This is a genomic window from Micromonospora sp. CA-269861, from assembly GCF_050948505.1.
GTDB lineage: Bacteria > Actinomycetota > Actinomycetes > Mycobacteriales > Micromonosporaceae > Micromonospora.
In genome coordinates this window covers 2,216,362-2,231,407 of the sequence record NZ_CP192014.1, presented here as the reverse complement: position 1 = coordinate 2,231,407, position 15,046 = coordinate 2,216,362, and the positions used below count along the sequence as shown (strand labels likewise).

Annotated in this window: 12 protein-coding genes; 5 read left to right on the top strand and 7 right to left on the bottom strand. The window is 72.3% G+C overall.

Annotated elements, in window-relative coordinates; all coding sequences use genetic code 11:
• Positions 1 to 65 precede the first annotated feature (65 nt).
• Both ACQP0U_RS10220 and ACQP0U_RS10215 read left to right on the top strand, forming a co-directional pair.
• A complete protein-coding gene (locus tag ACQP0U_RS10220; RefSeq protein WP_433317846.1) occupies positions 66 to 2,573 on the top strand; it encodes a Tex family protein in 2,508 nt (835 codons plus the stop codon).
• A 173-nt stretch (positions 2,574 to 2,746) separates the two neighbouring features.
• On the top strand, positions 2,747 to 3,178 hold the full coding sequence (locus ACQP0U_RS10215; protein WP_433317844.1) for a hypothetical protein: 432 nt from the start codon (positions 2,747 to 2,749) through the stop codon (positions 3,176 to 3,178).
• A 13-nt stretch (positions 3,179 to 3,191) separates the two neighbouring features.
• Here the strand turns inward: ACQP0U_RS10215 and ACQP0U_RS10210 are convergent, their stop codons facing one another.
• From ACQP0U_RS10210 to ACQP0U_RS10200, 3 genes are read right to left on the bottom strand one after another with little or no spacing between them, the layout of a single operon-like run.
• Entirely contained in the window at positions 3,192 to 4,433 is a 1,242-nt protein-coding gene (locus tag ACQP0U_RS10210; protein ID WP_433317842.1) for a glycosyltransferase family 4 protein, read from the bottom strand.
• 5 nt (positions 4,434 to 4,438) lie between these two features.
• Entirely contained in the window at positions 4,439 to 5,365 is a 927-nt protein-coding gene (locus tag ACQP0U_RS10205; protein WP_433317840.1) for an NAD-dependent epimerase/dehydratase family protein, read from the bottom strand.
• Positions 5,362 to 5,934, bottom strand: coding sequence for a sugar transferase (locus ACQP0U_RS10200; protein ID WP_433317838.1), 573 nt, complete (start codon positions 5,932 to 5,934; stop codon positions 5,362 to 5,364). Before ACQP0U_RS10200 ends, ACQP0U_RS10205 begins: the two co-directional genes overlap by 4 nt.
• A 435-nt stretch (positions 5,935 to 6,369) precedes the next feature.
• Here ACQP0U_RS10200 and ACQP0U_RS10195 point away from each other — a divergent pair, with 435 nt between their 5' ends.
• The 3 genes from ACQP0U_RS10195 to ACQP0U_RS10185 all read left to right on the top strand — a co-directional run bounded on the left by ACQP0U_RS10195 (position 6,370) and on the right by ACQP0U_RS10185 (position 9,930).
• On the top strand, positions 6,370 to 7,413 hold the full coding sequence (locus tag ACQP0U_RS10195) for a polysaccharide biosynthesis protein (protein ID WP_433317836.1): 1,044 nt from the start codon (positions 6,370 to 6,372) through the stop codon (positions 7,411 to 7,413).
• Positions 7,410 to 8,402: a dTDP-4-dehydrorhamnose reductase family protein gene (locus ACQP0U_RS10190; protein ID WP_433317835.1), complete on the top strand. Its 993-nt coding sequence runs from the start codon at positions 7,410 to 7,412 to the stop codon at positions 8,400 to 8,402. The genes ACQP0U_RS10195 and ACQP0U_RS10190 overlap by 4 nt, the downstream gene beginning before the upstream one ends.
• A gap of 70 nt (positions 8,403 to 8,472) precedes the next feature.
• Positions 8,473 to 9,930 (top strand): O-antigen ligase family protein, encoded by a 1,458-nt coding sequence (locus ACQP0U_RS10185; protein ID WP_433317833.1) that lies wholly within the window; start codon positions 8,473 to 8,475, stop codon positions 9,928 to 9,930.
• Between the two features lie 120 nt (positions 9,931 to 10,050).
• On the opposite strand, the gene ACQP0U_RS10180 is transcribed toward ACQP0U_RS10185, so the two are convergent.
• From ACQP0U_RS10180 to ACQP0U_RS10165, 4 genes are read right to left on the bottom strand one after another with little or no spacing between them, the layout of a single operon-like run.
• On the bottom strand, positions 10,051 to 11,304 hold the full coding sequence (locus ACQP0U_RS10180; protein ID WP_433317831.1) for a glycosyltransferase: 1,254 nt from the start codon (positions 11,302 to 11,304) through the stop codon (positions 10,051 to 10,053).
• Entirely contained in the window at positions 11,301 to 12,488 is a 1,188-nt protein-coding gene (locus ACQP0U_RS10175; protein WP_433317829.1) for a glycosyltransferase, read from the bottom strand. Before ACQP0U_RS10175 ends, ACQP0U_RS10180 begins: the two co-directional genes overlap by 4 nt.
• Positions 12,485 to 13,921, bottom strand: a complete 1,437-nt coding sequence (locus ACQP0U_RS10170) for a lipopolysaccharide biosynthesis protein (protein WP_433317827.1) — start codon at positions 13,919 to 13,921, stop codon at positions 12,485 to 12,487. The genes ACQP0U_RS10175 and ACQP0U_RS10170 overlap by 4 nt, the downstream gene beginning before the upstream one ends.
• On the bottom strand, positions 13,918 to 14,883 hold the full coding sequence (locus tag ACQP0U_RS10165; protein ID WP_433317825.1) for an NAD-dependent epimerase/dehydratase family protein: 966 nt from the start codon (positions 14,881 to 14,883) through the stop codon (positions 13,918 to 13,920). The genes ACQP0U_RS10170 and ACQP0U_RS10165 overlap by 4 nt, the downstream gene beginning before the upstream one ends.
• Positions 14,884 to 15,046: the final 163 nt, after the last annotated feature.

Here is a 15,046-nt window from a genome sequence, read left to right as displayed (position 1 = left end):
CGGCGGGGCCGTCCCGGGCTCGTCCCGGCCGGGCGCGGCGACAGCGGCCGGGGTCGCCCGGCACAATGCAGGGCGGTACCCACTCCCAAAGGCGGATCGAGATCGTGACCCAGTCTGTTCATCAGCGGATCGCCGACGAGCTCGGCGTGGCCGAGCGTCAGGTGCGGGCGGCCGTGGACCTGCTCGACGGCGGCGCCACAGTGCCGTTCATCGCCCGCTACCGCAAGGAGGCCACCGGCCTGCTCGACGACACCCAGCTGCGCACCCTGGAGGAGCGGCTGCGTTACCTGCGCGAGCTGGACGAGCGGCGGGCCGCGGTGCTGGAGTCGATCCGCGGCCAGGGCAAGTTGGACGAGGCCCTGGAAGCGCAGATCATAGCCGCCGACTCGAAGTCCCGGCTGGAGGACATCTACCTCCCGTACAAGCCGAAGCGGCGGACCCGGGCGCAGATTGCCCGCGAGGCCGGGTTGGCCCCGCTGGCCGAGTCGCTGCTGGCCGACCCCACCCAGGACCCGCGTGCCACCGCCGCCGGGTTCGTCGACGAGGAGAAGGGTGTCGCCGACGCGGCAGCCGCGCTGGAGGGCGCGCGGGCGATCCTCATCGAGACCTTCGCGGAGGACGCCGACCTGATCGGCACGCTGCGCGAGCAGATGTGGTCGCGAGGCCGTCTGGTTTCCCGGGTACGCGAGGGTCAGGAGGCGGCCGGCGCCAAGTTCGCCGACTACTTCGACTTCTCCGAGCCGTACCCGAAGCTGCCCTCGCACCGGATCCTGGCGATGTTCCGGGGCGAGAAGGAGGGCATGCTCGACCTGACGATGGAGTCGGAGGAGGCGGGCGAGGCGGACGCCGTACCGACCGGCCCGACCCGGTACGAGGCGGCCATCGCCGGCCGGTTCGGGGTGTCCGACGCGGGCCGCCCGGCCGACCGCTGGCTGGCCGACACGGTCCGCTGGGCGTGGCGTACCCGGATCCTCATCCACCTCGGCGCGGACCTGCGGATGCGGCTGTGGCAGGCGGCCGAGGAGGAGGCGGTCCGGGTCTTCGCCACCAACCTGCGGGACCTGCTGCTCGCCGCGCCGGCGGGCACCCGGCCCACCATGGGCCTCGACCCGGGCCTGCGGACCGGCGTGAAGGTGGCGGTGGTCGACGCCACCGGCAAGGTGGTCGCCACCGACACCATCTACCCGCACGAGCCGCGTCGGCAGTGGGACGCGTCGGTGGAGACCCTCGCCCGGCTGGCCGGGGCGCACGGGGTGGAGCTGATCGCGATCGGCAACGGCACCGCCTCCCGCGAGACCGACAAGCTCGCCGGTGACCTGATCGCCCGGCACCCGCAGCTCAACCTGACGAAGGTGATGGTCTCCGAGGCCGGCGCGTCGGTCTACTCCGCGTCCGCGTACGCCTCGCAGGAGCTGCCCGGGATGGACGTGTCGCTGCGCGGCGCGGTCTCGATCGCCCGCCGCCTCCAGGACCCCCTCGCGGAGCTGGTCAAGATCGACCCGCGCTCGATCGGGGTCGGTCAGTACCAGCACGACCTGTCCGAGGTGAAGCTGTCCCGGTCGCTGGACGCGGTCGTGGAGGACTGCGTCAACGCGGTCGGGGTGGACGTCAACACCGCCTCCGCGCCTCTGCTGACCCGGGTCTCCGGGATCGGCGCCGGCCTGGCCGAGAACATCGTGCTGCACCGGGACGCCAACGGGCCGTTCCGCTCGCGTACCGAGCTGAAGAAGGTGGCCCGGCTCGGGCCGAAGGCGTTCGAGCAGTGCGCCGGCTTCCTGCGCATCCCCGACGGCGACGACCCGCTGGACTCCTCCAGCGTGCACCCCGAGGCGTACCCGGTGGTGCGCCGCATCCTCTCCACCACCGGGCAGGACCTGCGCTCGGTGATCGGCAAGAGCGGCATCCTGCGCGGGCTGCGGGCCACCGACTTCGTCGACGACCGGTTCGGCCTCCCCACCGTCACCGACATCCTCGCCGAGCTGGAGAAGCCGGGCCGGGATCCCCGCCCGGAGTTCCGCACCGCCACCTTCGTCGAAGGGGTGGAGAAGATCGGCGACCTGACGCCCGGCATGGTGTTGGAGGGCGTGGTCACCAACGTGGCCGCGTTCGGCGCGTTCGTCGACGTCGGGGTGCACCAGGACGGTCTGGTGCACGTCTCGGCGATGTCCCGGACCTTCGTGAAGGACCCCCGCGAGGTGGTGAAGTCCGGCGACGTGGTCAAGGTCCGGGTGCTCGACGTGGACGTACCCCGCAAGCGGATCTCGCTGACCCTGCGCCTGGACGACGAACCCCCCGCCGCTGGTGGTGGCGGCAGCCGGACCGGCCAGGAGGGTCGGGGCCCGGCACAGCGCGCGCCGCAGGGCGGTCGAGGCGGCCCCGGCGCATCCGGCGGCCCGCAGGGTGGTCGCAGCGCCGGACAGGGCGGTCGCGGCGGACAGCAGGGCGATCGCGGCGGACAGCAGGGCGGTCGCGGCGGACAGCAGGGCGGTCGCGGCGGCGGACAGCGGCAGGGCGCACCGGCGCCGGCCAATGACGCGATGGCGGAGGCCCTGCGCCGGGCCGGATTGGCCTGACCGGGACGCCCACTCAGCAGATCTTGGACAGTTTCCGTTCTGGCGGAACGGAAACTGTCCAAGATCTGGAGCGATCGGGGCGGCGCGGGAAGCGGCCGGCGCGGAACGCGGAGACATCCGCTCGCGTGGCGGTGTGATTCCTCGACCGAGTGCTGTCGCGTACCGTGGCTGCCGTGGCGGGCGACGACCAGGACTGGCGGGATCGGCGGGAACGGGCGGTCCGCGCGCACGCCGACGCGGACGCTCGGGTCCGCGCCGCCGAGCAGGCCACGGCGGCGACGTTGGTGGCACGGTTCGCCGCCGAGGCGACCGGGCGCGGGTTGCGCCCGGTGCGGCTCAGCGCGACGTCCTACGACGGCCGGCACCACTACCGCACCGGCCTCACCGGTTGGTACGTCGATCGGACCCGCACCCGGGCGGTCGACACCCGGGGGCGCTTCTACCTGCTGACCGTGCCGGCCAGCCTGCGTTCGCTGCTGCTCGGTGCGGCACCCGAGCCGTCCCCACCGCCGCTGGTGATCGGCCGGGGTGGCCGCGACGGTGAGTCCATGCCGCTGGAGGCGCTGCTGAGTCAGCGCCTCGCGGCGGGCGACGACTGGCGTTGACCAAACATCCCGGTCAGCGCCTTCGGTGGCTCTCCACCGCCTCGCACAGCGCCCGCTCGACCCGCTCGGCGCCGGCGGCGACGGAGAAGACCCGGTCGTAGTGCTCCCGACCGGCCTGACCGAGCAGTTCAAGCTTCTCCCGGCCCAGGTCGCAGAGTTCCCGCAGGGCGTCGGCGATCGAGTCGGGGTCACCTGGTCGGGCGGTGATGCCGGCACCGCTGTCCCGCGCGACGGCGGCGGCGTCCCCCTCCGCGGCGACCAGCAGAGCCCGCCCGGCGGCGAGGGTGGCCTGCACCTTGCTCGGCATCGTGTACGCCGACATGCCCCCGGGTCGCAGGCTCACGTAGTGCGCGTCGCCGGTGGCCATCAGCGCGGGCATCCGCTCCCGGGGCACCCGTCCGAGGAAACGCACGTGTGTCGCGTTCGCCTCCTCGGCCCGCCGTCGGAGCCGCTCCTCGGTGGTGCCGGAGCCGGCGATCAGGCAGACCAGCCGCGGGTCGCGGATCCGGGCGCAGGCCTCGATGAGCGAATCGAGCCCCTGCGCCTCGCCGAGCGTGCCGGCGTACACGAGCACCACCTGGTCCGCGCGGAGCCCGAACTCCGCGCGGAGATCGGCGGCGCCCGTCCGCGGCGTCTCGTCGGCCCACACCGGAATGTGGACGAGCTTCTCCCGGGGTACGCCCCGGCTGGCGAGCAGGTCGGCGGCGCCGGGCGAGACGTACGCGATCCGGCCGGCGCTGCGGTACATCCCACCGCACCAGCCGGCCATCCCCCGCTCGATCATCCGCGACACCCGGTCGGTGCCGATGAAGCCGCTGGCCAGCGCACTGTCGGGCCACAGGTCCAGGACGTGCAGCAGCACCGGCACCCGCTGCACGTACCTGGTGAACCACATCGGCAGGGCGACGCTGATCGGTGAGTTCCCGACCCAGAGCGCGTCCAGGCCGCGCAGCGCCGACGTGCCGGAGACCAGCGCGGAGGCGGCGAAGGAGCCGTAGTTCGCCATCCGGCGCAGCGCGGAGCGGTCATGGCTGGGATAGAGGGCCACCCGGCGGATCCGGGTGGTCCCGTCGACCTCGTCGAGGCGGCGTGTCACCCGGTAGCCGGGGGCCAACTCCCCGGTCGGATAGTTGGGGAAGCCGGTCAGGACCTGGATCTCGTGTCCGCGGCGGGCGAGGGCCCGGGCGAGCATCCCGGGGAGCGCGGCAGCACCCGGCTCCGGGTCGAACCACTGGGTGAGCAGGCCGATCCGCATGGGCCTCACCTCGCCGCTGAGCCGGCGACGGAGCGGGCGGACTGTGCACCGTCCGCCTGCCACAGCGTGGTCAGCGACTCACCGAGGTCGTACGCGGGCGCCCACCCGAGCACCCGGTTCGCGCGCTCGATGTCGGCGCACATCCAGGGCACCGCGGCCGAGCGGCTGGCATCCGGCGCGAAGCTGCCGTCCCGGATGCCACCGGTGAAGCCGGACACCTCGGCCAGCAGCTGGACGACGTCGCGCGTCGCCACCGCCTTTCCGCTGCCCACGTTGAAGACCCGCGCGGGCCCCGGCCGGCAGCGCGCCGCCGCGAGGACCGCCGCGGCGACGTCCCGCACGTCGACGAAGTCCCGGTACGTGTCGTGCAGGCCCACGGCGATCTCCCCCGTTCCGGTGGCGACCGCCGACCTCACCATCGCGGTCACCCGAGTGAGCACGTTGCCCGGCGGCATTCCCGGCCCGACCGGGTTGAAGATCCGCAACACCATCGTGTCGAGTCGGCCGGCCCCGCCCGCCAGCTCCGCCAACCGGGTGGCGGCAAGGTGGCTGAGCCCGTACTCGCTGACGGGTGTGCCCGGGTACTCCTCGTTGACGGCGAGGCCGTGCGGCACGGTGCCGTACTCGGCGGCCGAGCCGATCCGGATCAGGCGGGCTCCCGGGGCGGCGGCGGCCACCGCCTCGATCAGTTTCGCGGTCGCGACGACGTGCGCCTGGACGAAGTCGTACCCGGACCCGACGATCCGACCCGCCGCCGTCACCACCACGTCCGGTCGCTCGCGGGCGACAAGCGCGGTCAGGTCACGCAGCTCGATCCGGACCAGGTCACACTCCGCGCGGGTGATCGACCGGACGGTGGTGTGGGCGGCCAGCGCCGTCCGGATGTGCCCACCGAGGAATCCACCGGCGCCCAGGAGCAGGACCCGGTTCATCGCCGCTGGGCGGAGTCGTGTTCGGCGGTCGCCTGCGCGGGCCGGTTGCCGGTGAACTCGTGCCAGGTGGCCGCGCCCGGCGCGGAGATTCCCTGGCGGCTGAGCACCACCCAGACCGTGGTCAGGACGATCCTCAGATCCAGCAGGAAGGACCGACGGTCGACGTACTCGACGTCGTAGGTGAACTTCGCGCCCCAGTCCAGCGCGTTGCGGCCGCGCACCTGGGCCAGCCCGGTGATGCCCGGTCGCACGTCGTGCCGTCGGGCCTGTTCGGGGTTGTAGAGGCTGAGGTAGCGGACGAGGTGCGGGCGGGGGCCGACCACGCTCATCTCGCCCCGCAGCACGTTCCAGAACTCCGGCAACTCGTCGAGGCTGCTGGCCCGCAGCCAGCGGCCCACCCGGGTCAGGCGATCCGCGTCGCTGACCAGCCCCCGGTCCGGGTCCGGGTGGCGCATGGTCCGGAACTTGACCACGTCGAACAGCTTGCCGTGCAGCCCGGGGCGGGTGTGCCGGAACAGCACCGGACGCCCGTGCGCCAGCAGCACGACCAGGGCCACCAGAGCCAGCACGGGAGCGCCGAGCAGCAGGACGAGAAGAGCGCCGACGACGTCGAGGAGCCGCTTCCAGCGATCGTACGGTCGCCGTGTCGAAGTGCCGTCCCGAGGTGTTTCCCGACCGGTCGTCAGGCCGGAAGCACCAGCGCGCGTGTGCGCCGCGTGGAGAGCAACTTTTGGCATGGAGTACGCATACCACCTTTCCTGAGCACCAACTCCGTCTTTAGCGCTAACGACTGTCGGCGCGTCGACAATGGGGGGCCGAACGGCTACTTCGGCAACGCCGAGCGATGTTCGCGTATTTGTCGACAAGGCATCCATGAATATCGAACGCGACCCGAATTCCTTTTAGCGGAAGAGGTCACGGCGTCTCTTGTGCAAGCGTAGGGTCGCGTTCGACGAGAATCCGATTCCCGAGGATGGCGCCCCGGGAAACAGGCAGGAGAAGATGTGGTTTCCTCGCTTTCGGACCGGCGATTCCTGATCACCGGTGGCACCGGATCCTTCGGCCAGACGATGGTCTCCCGACTGCTCGACGCCGGGGCCGCCGAGGTGCGCGTACTCAGCCGCGACGAGTCGAAACAGGACGCGATGCGGCACCGCCTCGGTGACGACCGGGTCCGCTACTACGTCGGCGACGTCCGGGACTACGACAGTGTGCTCAAGGCCGCGCGGGGAATGGAATTCGTCTTTCACGCCGCGGCTCTCAAGCAGGTCCCCTCCTGTGAGTTCTTCCCGCTGGAGGCCGTCCGCACCAATGTGCTCGGCAGCGCGAACGTGGTGGACGCCTGCGAGCGTGTCGGCGTCGAGGCGCTGGTGCTGTTGAGCACCGACAAGGCGGTCTATCCGGTCAACGCGATGGGCATGACCAAGGCCCTCATGGAGAAGGTCGCGCAGGCGCACTCCCGCAACAATCCCGAAGCCCGTACCCGGGTCTGCTGCGTGCGCTACGGCAACGTCATGTACTCGCGCGGATCGGTGATCCCGCTGTTCATCGACCAGATCCTGCGGGGCGGGCTGCCGACGGTCACCGAGCCGTCGATGACCCGGTTCCTGATGTCCCTGCCGCAGTCGGTCGACCTGGTGGAGCACGCCTTCCGGTACGGCCAGCCGGGTGACGTCTTCATCCGCAAGGCCGACGCCTGCACCATCGGCGACCTGGCCACCGCGCTGTGCAACCTGTTCCGGGTCCCGGCGAAGTTCAACGTGCTCGGCATCCGGCACGGGGAGAAGCTGTACGAGACCCTGGCCAGCCGCGAGGAGTTGGCCCACGTCGAGGATCTCGGCGAGTTCCTCCGGGTGCCGGTGGACAGCCGCGACCTCAACTACTCCCTCTACTTCGAGGAGGGCGACGTCGAGAGCGGCAACCTGGCCGACTTCCACTCGCACAACGCCCGGCGGCTGTCCGTACCGGAGATCGAGGCGCTGCTGCTGACGCTGCCCGAGGTGCGGGCGCAGGTCGAGGCCGCAGCGGCGGCGGTCGTAACGGCATGAGCACCGGTACCGCCGGCCGGCGGCCGGAGCTGGTCCCCCGCCGACGCAGCGGCCCCGGTGAGGAGGAGCCGCGCCCGGCGCGACGGGTCCTCGTCGTCGGCGTCACCGGCATGCTCGGCCACGCGGTCATCCGTGAGTTGAGCGACGATCCCGACCTCGACGTGCACGGCGTCGCCCGGAGCATCGAGGACCGCGCGGGGTGGTATCCCCAGCGCCTGCTCGCCCGGATCACCCCGGCCGTCGACGCGACCCGGTTCGGTCAGGTCCGGCAGCTCATCGACGACCTGCGACCGGACGTCGTGGTCAACTGCGTGGGTGTGATCAAGCAACGGCCGGATGTGCAGGACGCGGTGCAGACGGTCACGCTCAACGCGCTCTTCCCCCATCTGCTCGCCGACGCCTGCGGGGAACTCGGCAGCCGCCTGATCCACGTCAGCACCGACTGCGTCTTCTCCGGCCGGCGGGGCGGCTACGTCGAGGACGACCTGCCGGATCCACCCGACCTCTACGGGCGGTCCAAGCTGCTCGGTGAGGCGCGCGGGGTCTCGGCGCTCACCCTCCGCACGTCGATCATCGGCCATGAGCTGGTCACGAACCGCTCGTTGGTGGACTGGTTCCTCTCCCAGCGGGGGCAGGTCCGCGGCTTCACCCGGGCCATCTACAGCGGCGTGACGACAGTCGAGTTCGCCCGACTGCTCCGTACGGTCATCCTGCCCCGGGCGGAGCTGACCGGGCTGTACCACGTGGCCGCCGAGCCGATCGCCAAGTACGACCTGCTCCGCCTGATCGCCGAGGTGTACGGGTGGCCCGGCGACATCGTGCCGGACGACGAGTTCGTCTGCGACCGCTCGATGAACGCGGACGCCCTCGCCCACGCCACCGGGTACCGACCGCCGAACTGGCCGGACATGATCCGGGCGATGCACGCCGCCAGGGCCCGCTGGGCTGTCGAACCGGCCCATCCGGGCCTACAGGACGCGCCTCGCTGAGGGCGGTCCACCCGACGACCGCCGGCAACGCCTGCGGCCGGACTTCGAAGGGCATCACGTGGGAAACCGGATGGGCCAACTGGGCCTGCTCGTCGGCGCGACGTGTCTCGTGGTGGTCACCACCATCGCCGCCATCAACGTCCCGTTGGTGGCGACCGGGTTGGTGGCGCTGGTGCTGCTGCTCGCCTTCAGCCGGCGGGTGGACGGCTGGCGGTGGATGCTGGCCCTGACGATGGGCCTCCTGGTGTGCGCCTCGTCCAACGTGCCGACGCTGGTCGAGGCCAGCTTCTATCCCCGGTACGCGGCCGTCGCCGGCCTGGTCCTCTGGGGGCTCTGCCTACCGGGCCGGACGCCGGCACGCACCGATGTCTGGACCCGCGTGTTCGTCGCCGCGCTCTGGGCGATGGGCGGCCTCGCCACGGTGAGCTTCGCCTGGTCGGTGGTTCCGATGGAGACCATCCAGCGGGGCGTGGCGCTGCTGCTGCTGGCTGCCCTGGTGCACGTACTCATCCGGCGTCGGTGGCCCGATCGTGCGGTCATGATGGCCGACCTGCGCGTGGTCTACCTGGTCCTCACCGCGTCCATCGTGGTCAGCCTCGGCATCGGGTTCGCCGACGGCACGCTCATGGCCGCGACCTCCAGCGTCACGCGGTTCCAGGGTCTCTACAACAACCCGAACATGCTCGGCATCGTCTGCGCCCTGGCGATCCCGCTGGGCTGGGCGGTCTACCGGCAGTCCCGGCGGCACGTCGCTCTGCTCGGCATGGTGCCGGCCGCCGCCAGCCTCCTGCTGTCCCAGTCGCGCACCGCGCTGATCGCCGTGCTCGTCGGGGCGCTCTGGCTCGTGCTGCGCTACGGGCTCGGCCGGATGGTCCGCCTGGCCGCCGGGGTGACCGCCCTGCTGCTGGTGGCACACCTGCTCAACCTGCTGCCCACCATCTTCGCCGCGCCCTGGATGCGCCAGTTCGTCCTGCGCTTCACCGACCCCACCGGCGGCGACCTGTCCAACGGCCGGACCCAGATGTGGCAGGCGACAATCGACCTGTGGTGGCAGAACCGACCCACGCTGGGCTTCGGGTACGCGTCACGCAACCACCTGTTCGAGCTGGCCAGCGCCGACGAGTTCTTCGGGACCGTCGGCGTCAGCGTGGTGCACAACAGCTACCTGCAGCTCCTGCTGGAGCTGGGCCTCGCCGCGGTCGTGCCACTGGTGCTGCTGCTGGTGGCCGCCGGGCGGGTCGTGCTGCGGGCCCCGGTGCGCCGGGCCGACGCGGGTCTCGTCTGGCTCGTCGTCACCGGCCTGCTGATCCAGGTCACCGAGTCGGCCATGTTCGGTACGGGCCAGACCTACCCGTACGTGTTCTGGACCGTGGTCGCCGCCGCGCTGCTGCACCTGCCGAAGAAGCGGGAGCCGGCCGACCGGAACGTCGCCGCCCGCGCTGACCTGCCCCACGCGGAGGCACGCCAGCAGCGGGCCGGTGTGTTCGACGACGGCGTGCCGCGCCGACCCGCGGCCCTGCTGCGCTAGAGCCCGCCGACGGCGGCAACCGGGAACGGCCTGCCGCGCGAACCCCCGGCCGACGGGCGTCGGCTCAGGTGCCCCGGCCGACGGCCGTCGGCTCAGTAGCCCCGGCCGGCGGGCGTCGGCTCAGGTGCCCCGGCCGGCCGTCACGAAGGCGCTCACCCGGTCCCGCCAGGCCCGGTGGTCGAACGACTCCCGGGCCCGCGACCGGGCCGCCCCGCTCATCGCCGTCCACTCCTCGTCCCGCAGCCGCAGTGCCCGCTCGATCGCCAACCGGACATCGTCCGGGCCGTTGCCGTCGAGCACCAGGCCCTCGACCCCGTCGTGCACGTAGGCGGACAGGTCGCTTGTGTGGTTGAGCAGCACCGGGCATCCGGCGGCCAGACTCTCCGGCACCTTCGACGGGAACCCGTTGGCCGCGTACCCGCCGGTGGGGCGGACCAGCATCGAGAAGTGCGACTCCGACAGCAGGGTCAGCACTGTCTCGCGCGGGACGCGACCGAGGAACCGCACGTCGGCCGAGACCGCGTCCAGCACGCCGACGTCCAGGTCCGAGTGGGCGGCGGCGTCCGCGGAGCTGACACCGGCGATGGTGAGGCTCACCCGCCGCTGGTGCTCCGGGGCGAGCCGGCTGATCCCCCGCAGGATCACGTCGAGCATGTCCTTGCGCCCGGGGGTGCCCGCGTAGAGCAGGCGCAGGCCGTGGCTGATCGGGGGCGGCTGCGGCGCCCGGAACTCGTCGCAGTCCACCTGCGGCGGCACCACCAGCACGTCCAGGCCGTGGCCCGTCAGGTAGTCGGCAAGCGTGGTGGAGACCGCCGTGGCCCGACCGACGAGCCGGGTCGCCAGGAACGTCGACCAGCGATGCCGGACGAAGTACGGGGTGAGCCAGCCCCGGCGGAACTGGTGTCGATCGTGGCGCTCGCTGGCGTCCACCACGACCGGGCAACGCAGCACGAGGCGCAGGGTCGCCCAGTTGCCGAGGGTCAGCAGGGCCATCGGCAGCAGCACGACGCTCACCCCACCGCGACCCAGGCCGACGCGGCGGACGGCCCGCAGCACCCGCAGCGGTCGGGCCAGCCGGGCCGACGCGCGGGTGAGGTGGTGCCGACCCCGGATCCGCATGGTGACCAGGTCGATGCCGGTAACGCCGGGCTGCCCCGCGGGGAAGGCCACCTCGCAGGGCCAGTCGTTGACGACAAGCGTGTGCGCGCCGTCGGGCGCGGCGGAACGGGCGAGTTGCAACAGGCGGTTGGAGGTGGCATCCCCGTGCGGAAAGGCGTACGCGCCCACGAGCAGCGGACGCGCCCGGTCAGCAGGCCCGGTCGAGCGCGCGTCCGGGCGCGGTTGCCGGCCGATCACTGTTGTCTGATCGTTCATTTCTCTCCCCGTGTCGAGAAGGCCGGCGGCCGGGGTGGCACCGGGCGGTGCGGGCCTGCCGACGCCCACCGTCGGTAGATCGTCAGGTGGGTGGTGGCCGCCGTGTCGATGGCGAAGACGCTGCGCGTGAACCGTTCCGCCGCCGCCGAGGCCGAGGTCCCCTCGGTGTACGACGCCGCCGCGCACACCGCGTTCGCCCACCGCTGCGGCGCGGCATCGGTGTCGACGATGCTCACGCCGGGCAGGTGCTCGTCGATGAAGCGCACGCCCGGGAGGTCGGCGGCCACCGTGCCGACGCCCAACGCGACGGGCTCCAGCACGCCACCGGGCAGCCCTTCCAGGCAGGAGGGGTGCACCACCACGTCGGCCTGGCTCAGCAGCCCGCCCACGTCGTCGCGCGGACCCAGCAGGTGGACCCGGTCGGCGACACCGGCGGAGACTGCCGCCGCCCGGACACGCTCGTCGTCGGCGTCGTCGCCCGGCCCGACGAGGACGGCGTGGGCCTGCACTCCCCGGGCCCGCAGCTCGGCGAGGATCGGCGGCAGGAGCCAGCGCCGCTTCTCCGGCGAGGCCCGGCCGACGCTGACGCAGACCAACTCGGCCGGGCGTGCACCGATCAGCTCCCGTAGGTCGTCCTGGCTGCTGCGGCGCAGCCGGTCCAGGTCGAGTCCGTTGAGGACCACCTGGCAGCGGGGGTCGTCGCGCCAGTGCGGATCGTAGGCGAAGGTGAGCGAGCTGGGCGAGACCCCGAGGATGTCGGTGGCGGAGATGCGCAGCAGCCGCTTGCAGATCCAGCGGAAGACACGTCGGCGCAGGTTGCGGTGCTGGTTGTCGTCCCCCCGGAAGTGGGCGACGCGACCGCGCACACCGCACAGGGCGGCGAGCACGAGCAGCACCCCGGAGAAGTTGGCGCAGTCGACGTGCACCACGTCCGGCCGCAGCCGCCGCAGCAGGCGCAGGAAGCGGGTGGCGAAGCGGAGGTCGAGCGGTATCGGGGTGACCGAGCCGCCGTGCCGGCCGACCACGCCGGCCAGCGGGCCGGGACCGACCCAGTCGCTGAGCGTCACCAGGTGCACCTGGACGCCGGCCGCGGACAGCCGGGGCAGCAGTTCGGCGGTCCGCATCTCGGTGCCGCCGAAGTTCAGCTCGCCGACGACCCGCAGCACCCGGCACTGCCCGGTCACGTCGACGCTCCCCCGCGGAGCGCCCGCCGGTACCCCACCAGCACGGCAGGCCACATGGTGAGCACGTACGCGACGCAGGCCGCCGCCGGCAGACCGGCGAGCCCGAACTGCCGCAGCCCCCAGATCTTGAGCGCGGTCGCCAGCAGCAGGAACGTGGCCCAGCCGACGAACTGTGGCCGGAGCAGCCCGATGCTGTTCTGCACCAGGATCAGCGGGGAGGCGACCGCGATCAGGAGGGACCAGATCGCCAGGCCGATCAGGACGGTGACCGGGATCTCCGTGCGGTCGATGCCGCCCACCCAGAGGTCGATCAGCCGATGGCCGTAGACAACGAGCACGACCCCGACCGTCCCCACGATCACCCCGTAGAGCAGCACCATGCGACGCGTGTTGCGACGCACCCAGGCCACCTCGCCCCGCGCCAGGGCGGCGCCGTTGACCGGCCAGACCGTCATGCCGACCAGCCCGACGAAGATCGAGAGGACGCCGAACAGCTTCCCCACGACCGCGTAGTGCGCCGCCGTGGTGGGGCCGAGGACGTTCGCGACAAGCGGGCTGTCCACGTTCAGCGCGATCGCCGACATCGTGGTGAGCGCGAAGAACCGCAGACCCAGCCGGAGCAGACCGACGGCGGTGGCCCGGTGCACGAGTTTCGGACCCGGCCGCCGCCCCCGATCCTGAAACCAGAAGTAGGTCACGCAGTTGAGCAGGTTGGTCACCGGCACGGCCAGCACCGCGCAGGCGATGACCGCCAGTGGCCGCCACCCGGCGGCGATGGCGCCGAGCACGGCCGCCATGGCCGCCAGCGCCCCGGCCGACTGCCAGACGTTGCTCTGCACCACCTGGCCACGGGCGTACTGGATCCGCTGGATCAGCGAGAGCGGGATGTTGACCACGAAGGCGCCGAAGCACAGCAGGACCAGGGCGGACGCCTCCGCGGCGACACCCGGATCACTGACGTTGAACAGCGCGGCCCAGGGCACCACGGGGACGACGAGCACGAGAGCCGCCAGCAGCGCCACCGCGACCACCCCGAGGGTGGCGAGCGCGCTGGAGACCTCCCGGGCCTGTTGCCGGGGGTCGTCGGCCAGGTGACTGAGCCGGGTGAGCAGCCCGTTGCCCAGCCCCAGATCGGCGAACCACGCCATCCCGGTGAGGGCGGTGACCGCCATCCACAGGCCGTACCGTTGGTCGCCGAGAAACCGGAAGCACACCGGGGTGATGACCAGGGGGGCGGCCAGGCCGATACCCTTCGCCACCATCGCGGCGGCGATGCCCACCGTGACCGTGCGGTCCCGGTCCTTCGACGCCTCCGGGGCCGCCGGGGCCGGCGCGACGGGCGCGACAGTGGTGCCGGCAGGTGGCGCGGCGGCCGGGACCGCCGCCACCGGGGCCACCGGCTCCGGTACGGCCCGACTCGCTGCCCGGGTCACCGAGGTGCGGCGGCTACGGCACGCTCGGCGTCCAACCGGCCGGCCATCCACTCGACTGTCGCGCGCAGGCCCTCGGCACGGGCGACAGGCGCGACGTCCGGGAACAGGTGCCGCAGCGTGGCGTTGTCGGCCAGGGAGTGCGCGACGTCGCCGGTCCGCGGCGGCGCGTACTCGCGGGCGATCGGCCCGCCGCACAACCACTCAAGCTCGTCGAGGACCCGCAACAGGCTGGCCCTGGCGCCGAAGGCGAGGTTGACCGGGTGCGGATGGTGTACCCGGCGGCGCAGCGCGTCGATGATGACGTCGCAGACCGTGCCGACGTAGGTGAAGTCGCGCGACTGCGTCCCGTCGCCGTGCACCACAGCGGGTTCGTCGCGCAGGGCGGCGTGCACGAAACGGGGGATGACTGCCGCGTACGCGTGGTCGTGCCGCTGGCCCGGGCCGAAGACGTTGAAGAAGCGGAAGGCCAGTGTCGGCAACCCGAACGACGCCTGGTGGGCAAGTGCGTACGCCTCGGTGGCGAGCTTGCTCGCCGCGTACGGGCTCATCGGTCGGGTCCAGGTCAGCTCCGTCTTGGGCAGCGCCGGGTTCATGCCGTACACCGACGACGAGGAGGCGACGAGGACGTGCGCGACCCGGTGCCGCCGCGCCGCCTCCAGCACCATCAGAGTCCCTGTCGCGTTGGCGTGGTGGGAGGCCAACGGGTCGCTCAGCGAACGGGGAACGCTGGGCAGCGCGGCCAGGTGGACCACCGCCTCGCGGCCCGCCATCGCGGCGTCCAGGGCGGCCGGGTCCAGGATTGAGCCCTCGATCAGCTCGACGTCCAGACCGTCGAGGTTGGCCCGCAGCCCGACCGAGAGGTCGTCGAGGACGGTGACCCCACCGATGGTGGGCTCGACCATCGCGGCGCGGGCCAGGTTGGACCCGATGAAACCGGCTCCGCCGGTGATCAAGATGCGCATGAAACCCCCCGTTTACGCCAGAACACCTGTTCATCGAGTGAACACGTGTCGCGTGACGGCGACGGCGGCAAATTCACCCTGTCCGAGTGCTGACCGAAAATGGCCACCCCCGCCCCGACGGCCCACAGTGAGGTTCGTCGTCAGTGCGTTCGCGGTGGAGGTG

Coding starts and splice junctions, on each gene's coding strand:
- ACQP0U_RS10185 (WP_433317833.1), top strand. CDS start 8,473: ATGGGCCAACTGGGCCTGCTCGTCGGCGCGACGTGTCTCGTGGTGGTC.
- ACQP0U_RS10180 (WP_433317831.1), bottom strand. CDS start 11,304: ATGAACGATCAGACAACAGTGATCGGCCGGCAACCGCGCCCGGACGCG.
- ACQP0U_RS10205 (WP_433317840.1), bottom strand. CDS start 5,365: ATGAACCGGGTCCTGCTCCTGGGCGCCGGTGGATTCCTCGGTGGGCAC.
- ACQP0U_RS10220 (WP_433317846.1), top strand. CDS start 66: ATGCAGGGCGGTACCCACTCCCAAAGGCGGATCGAGATCGTGACCCAG.
- ACQP0U_RS10165 (WP_433317825.1), bottom strand. CDS start 14,883: ATGCGCATCTTGATCACCGGCGGAGCCGGTTTCATCGGGTCCAACCTG.
- ACQP0U_RS10190 (WP_433317835.1), top strand. CDS start 7,410: ATGAGCACCGGTACCGCCGGCCGGCGGCCGGAGCTGGTCCCCCGCCGA.
- ACQP0U_RS10210 (WP_433317842.1), bottom strand. CDS start 4,433: ATGCGGATCGGCCTGCTCACCCAGTGGTTCGACCCGGAGCCGGGTGCT.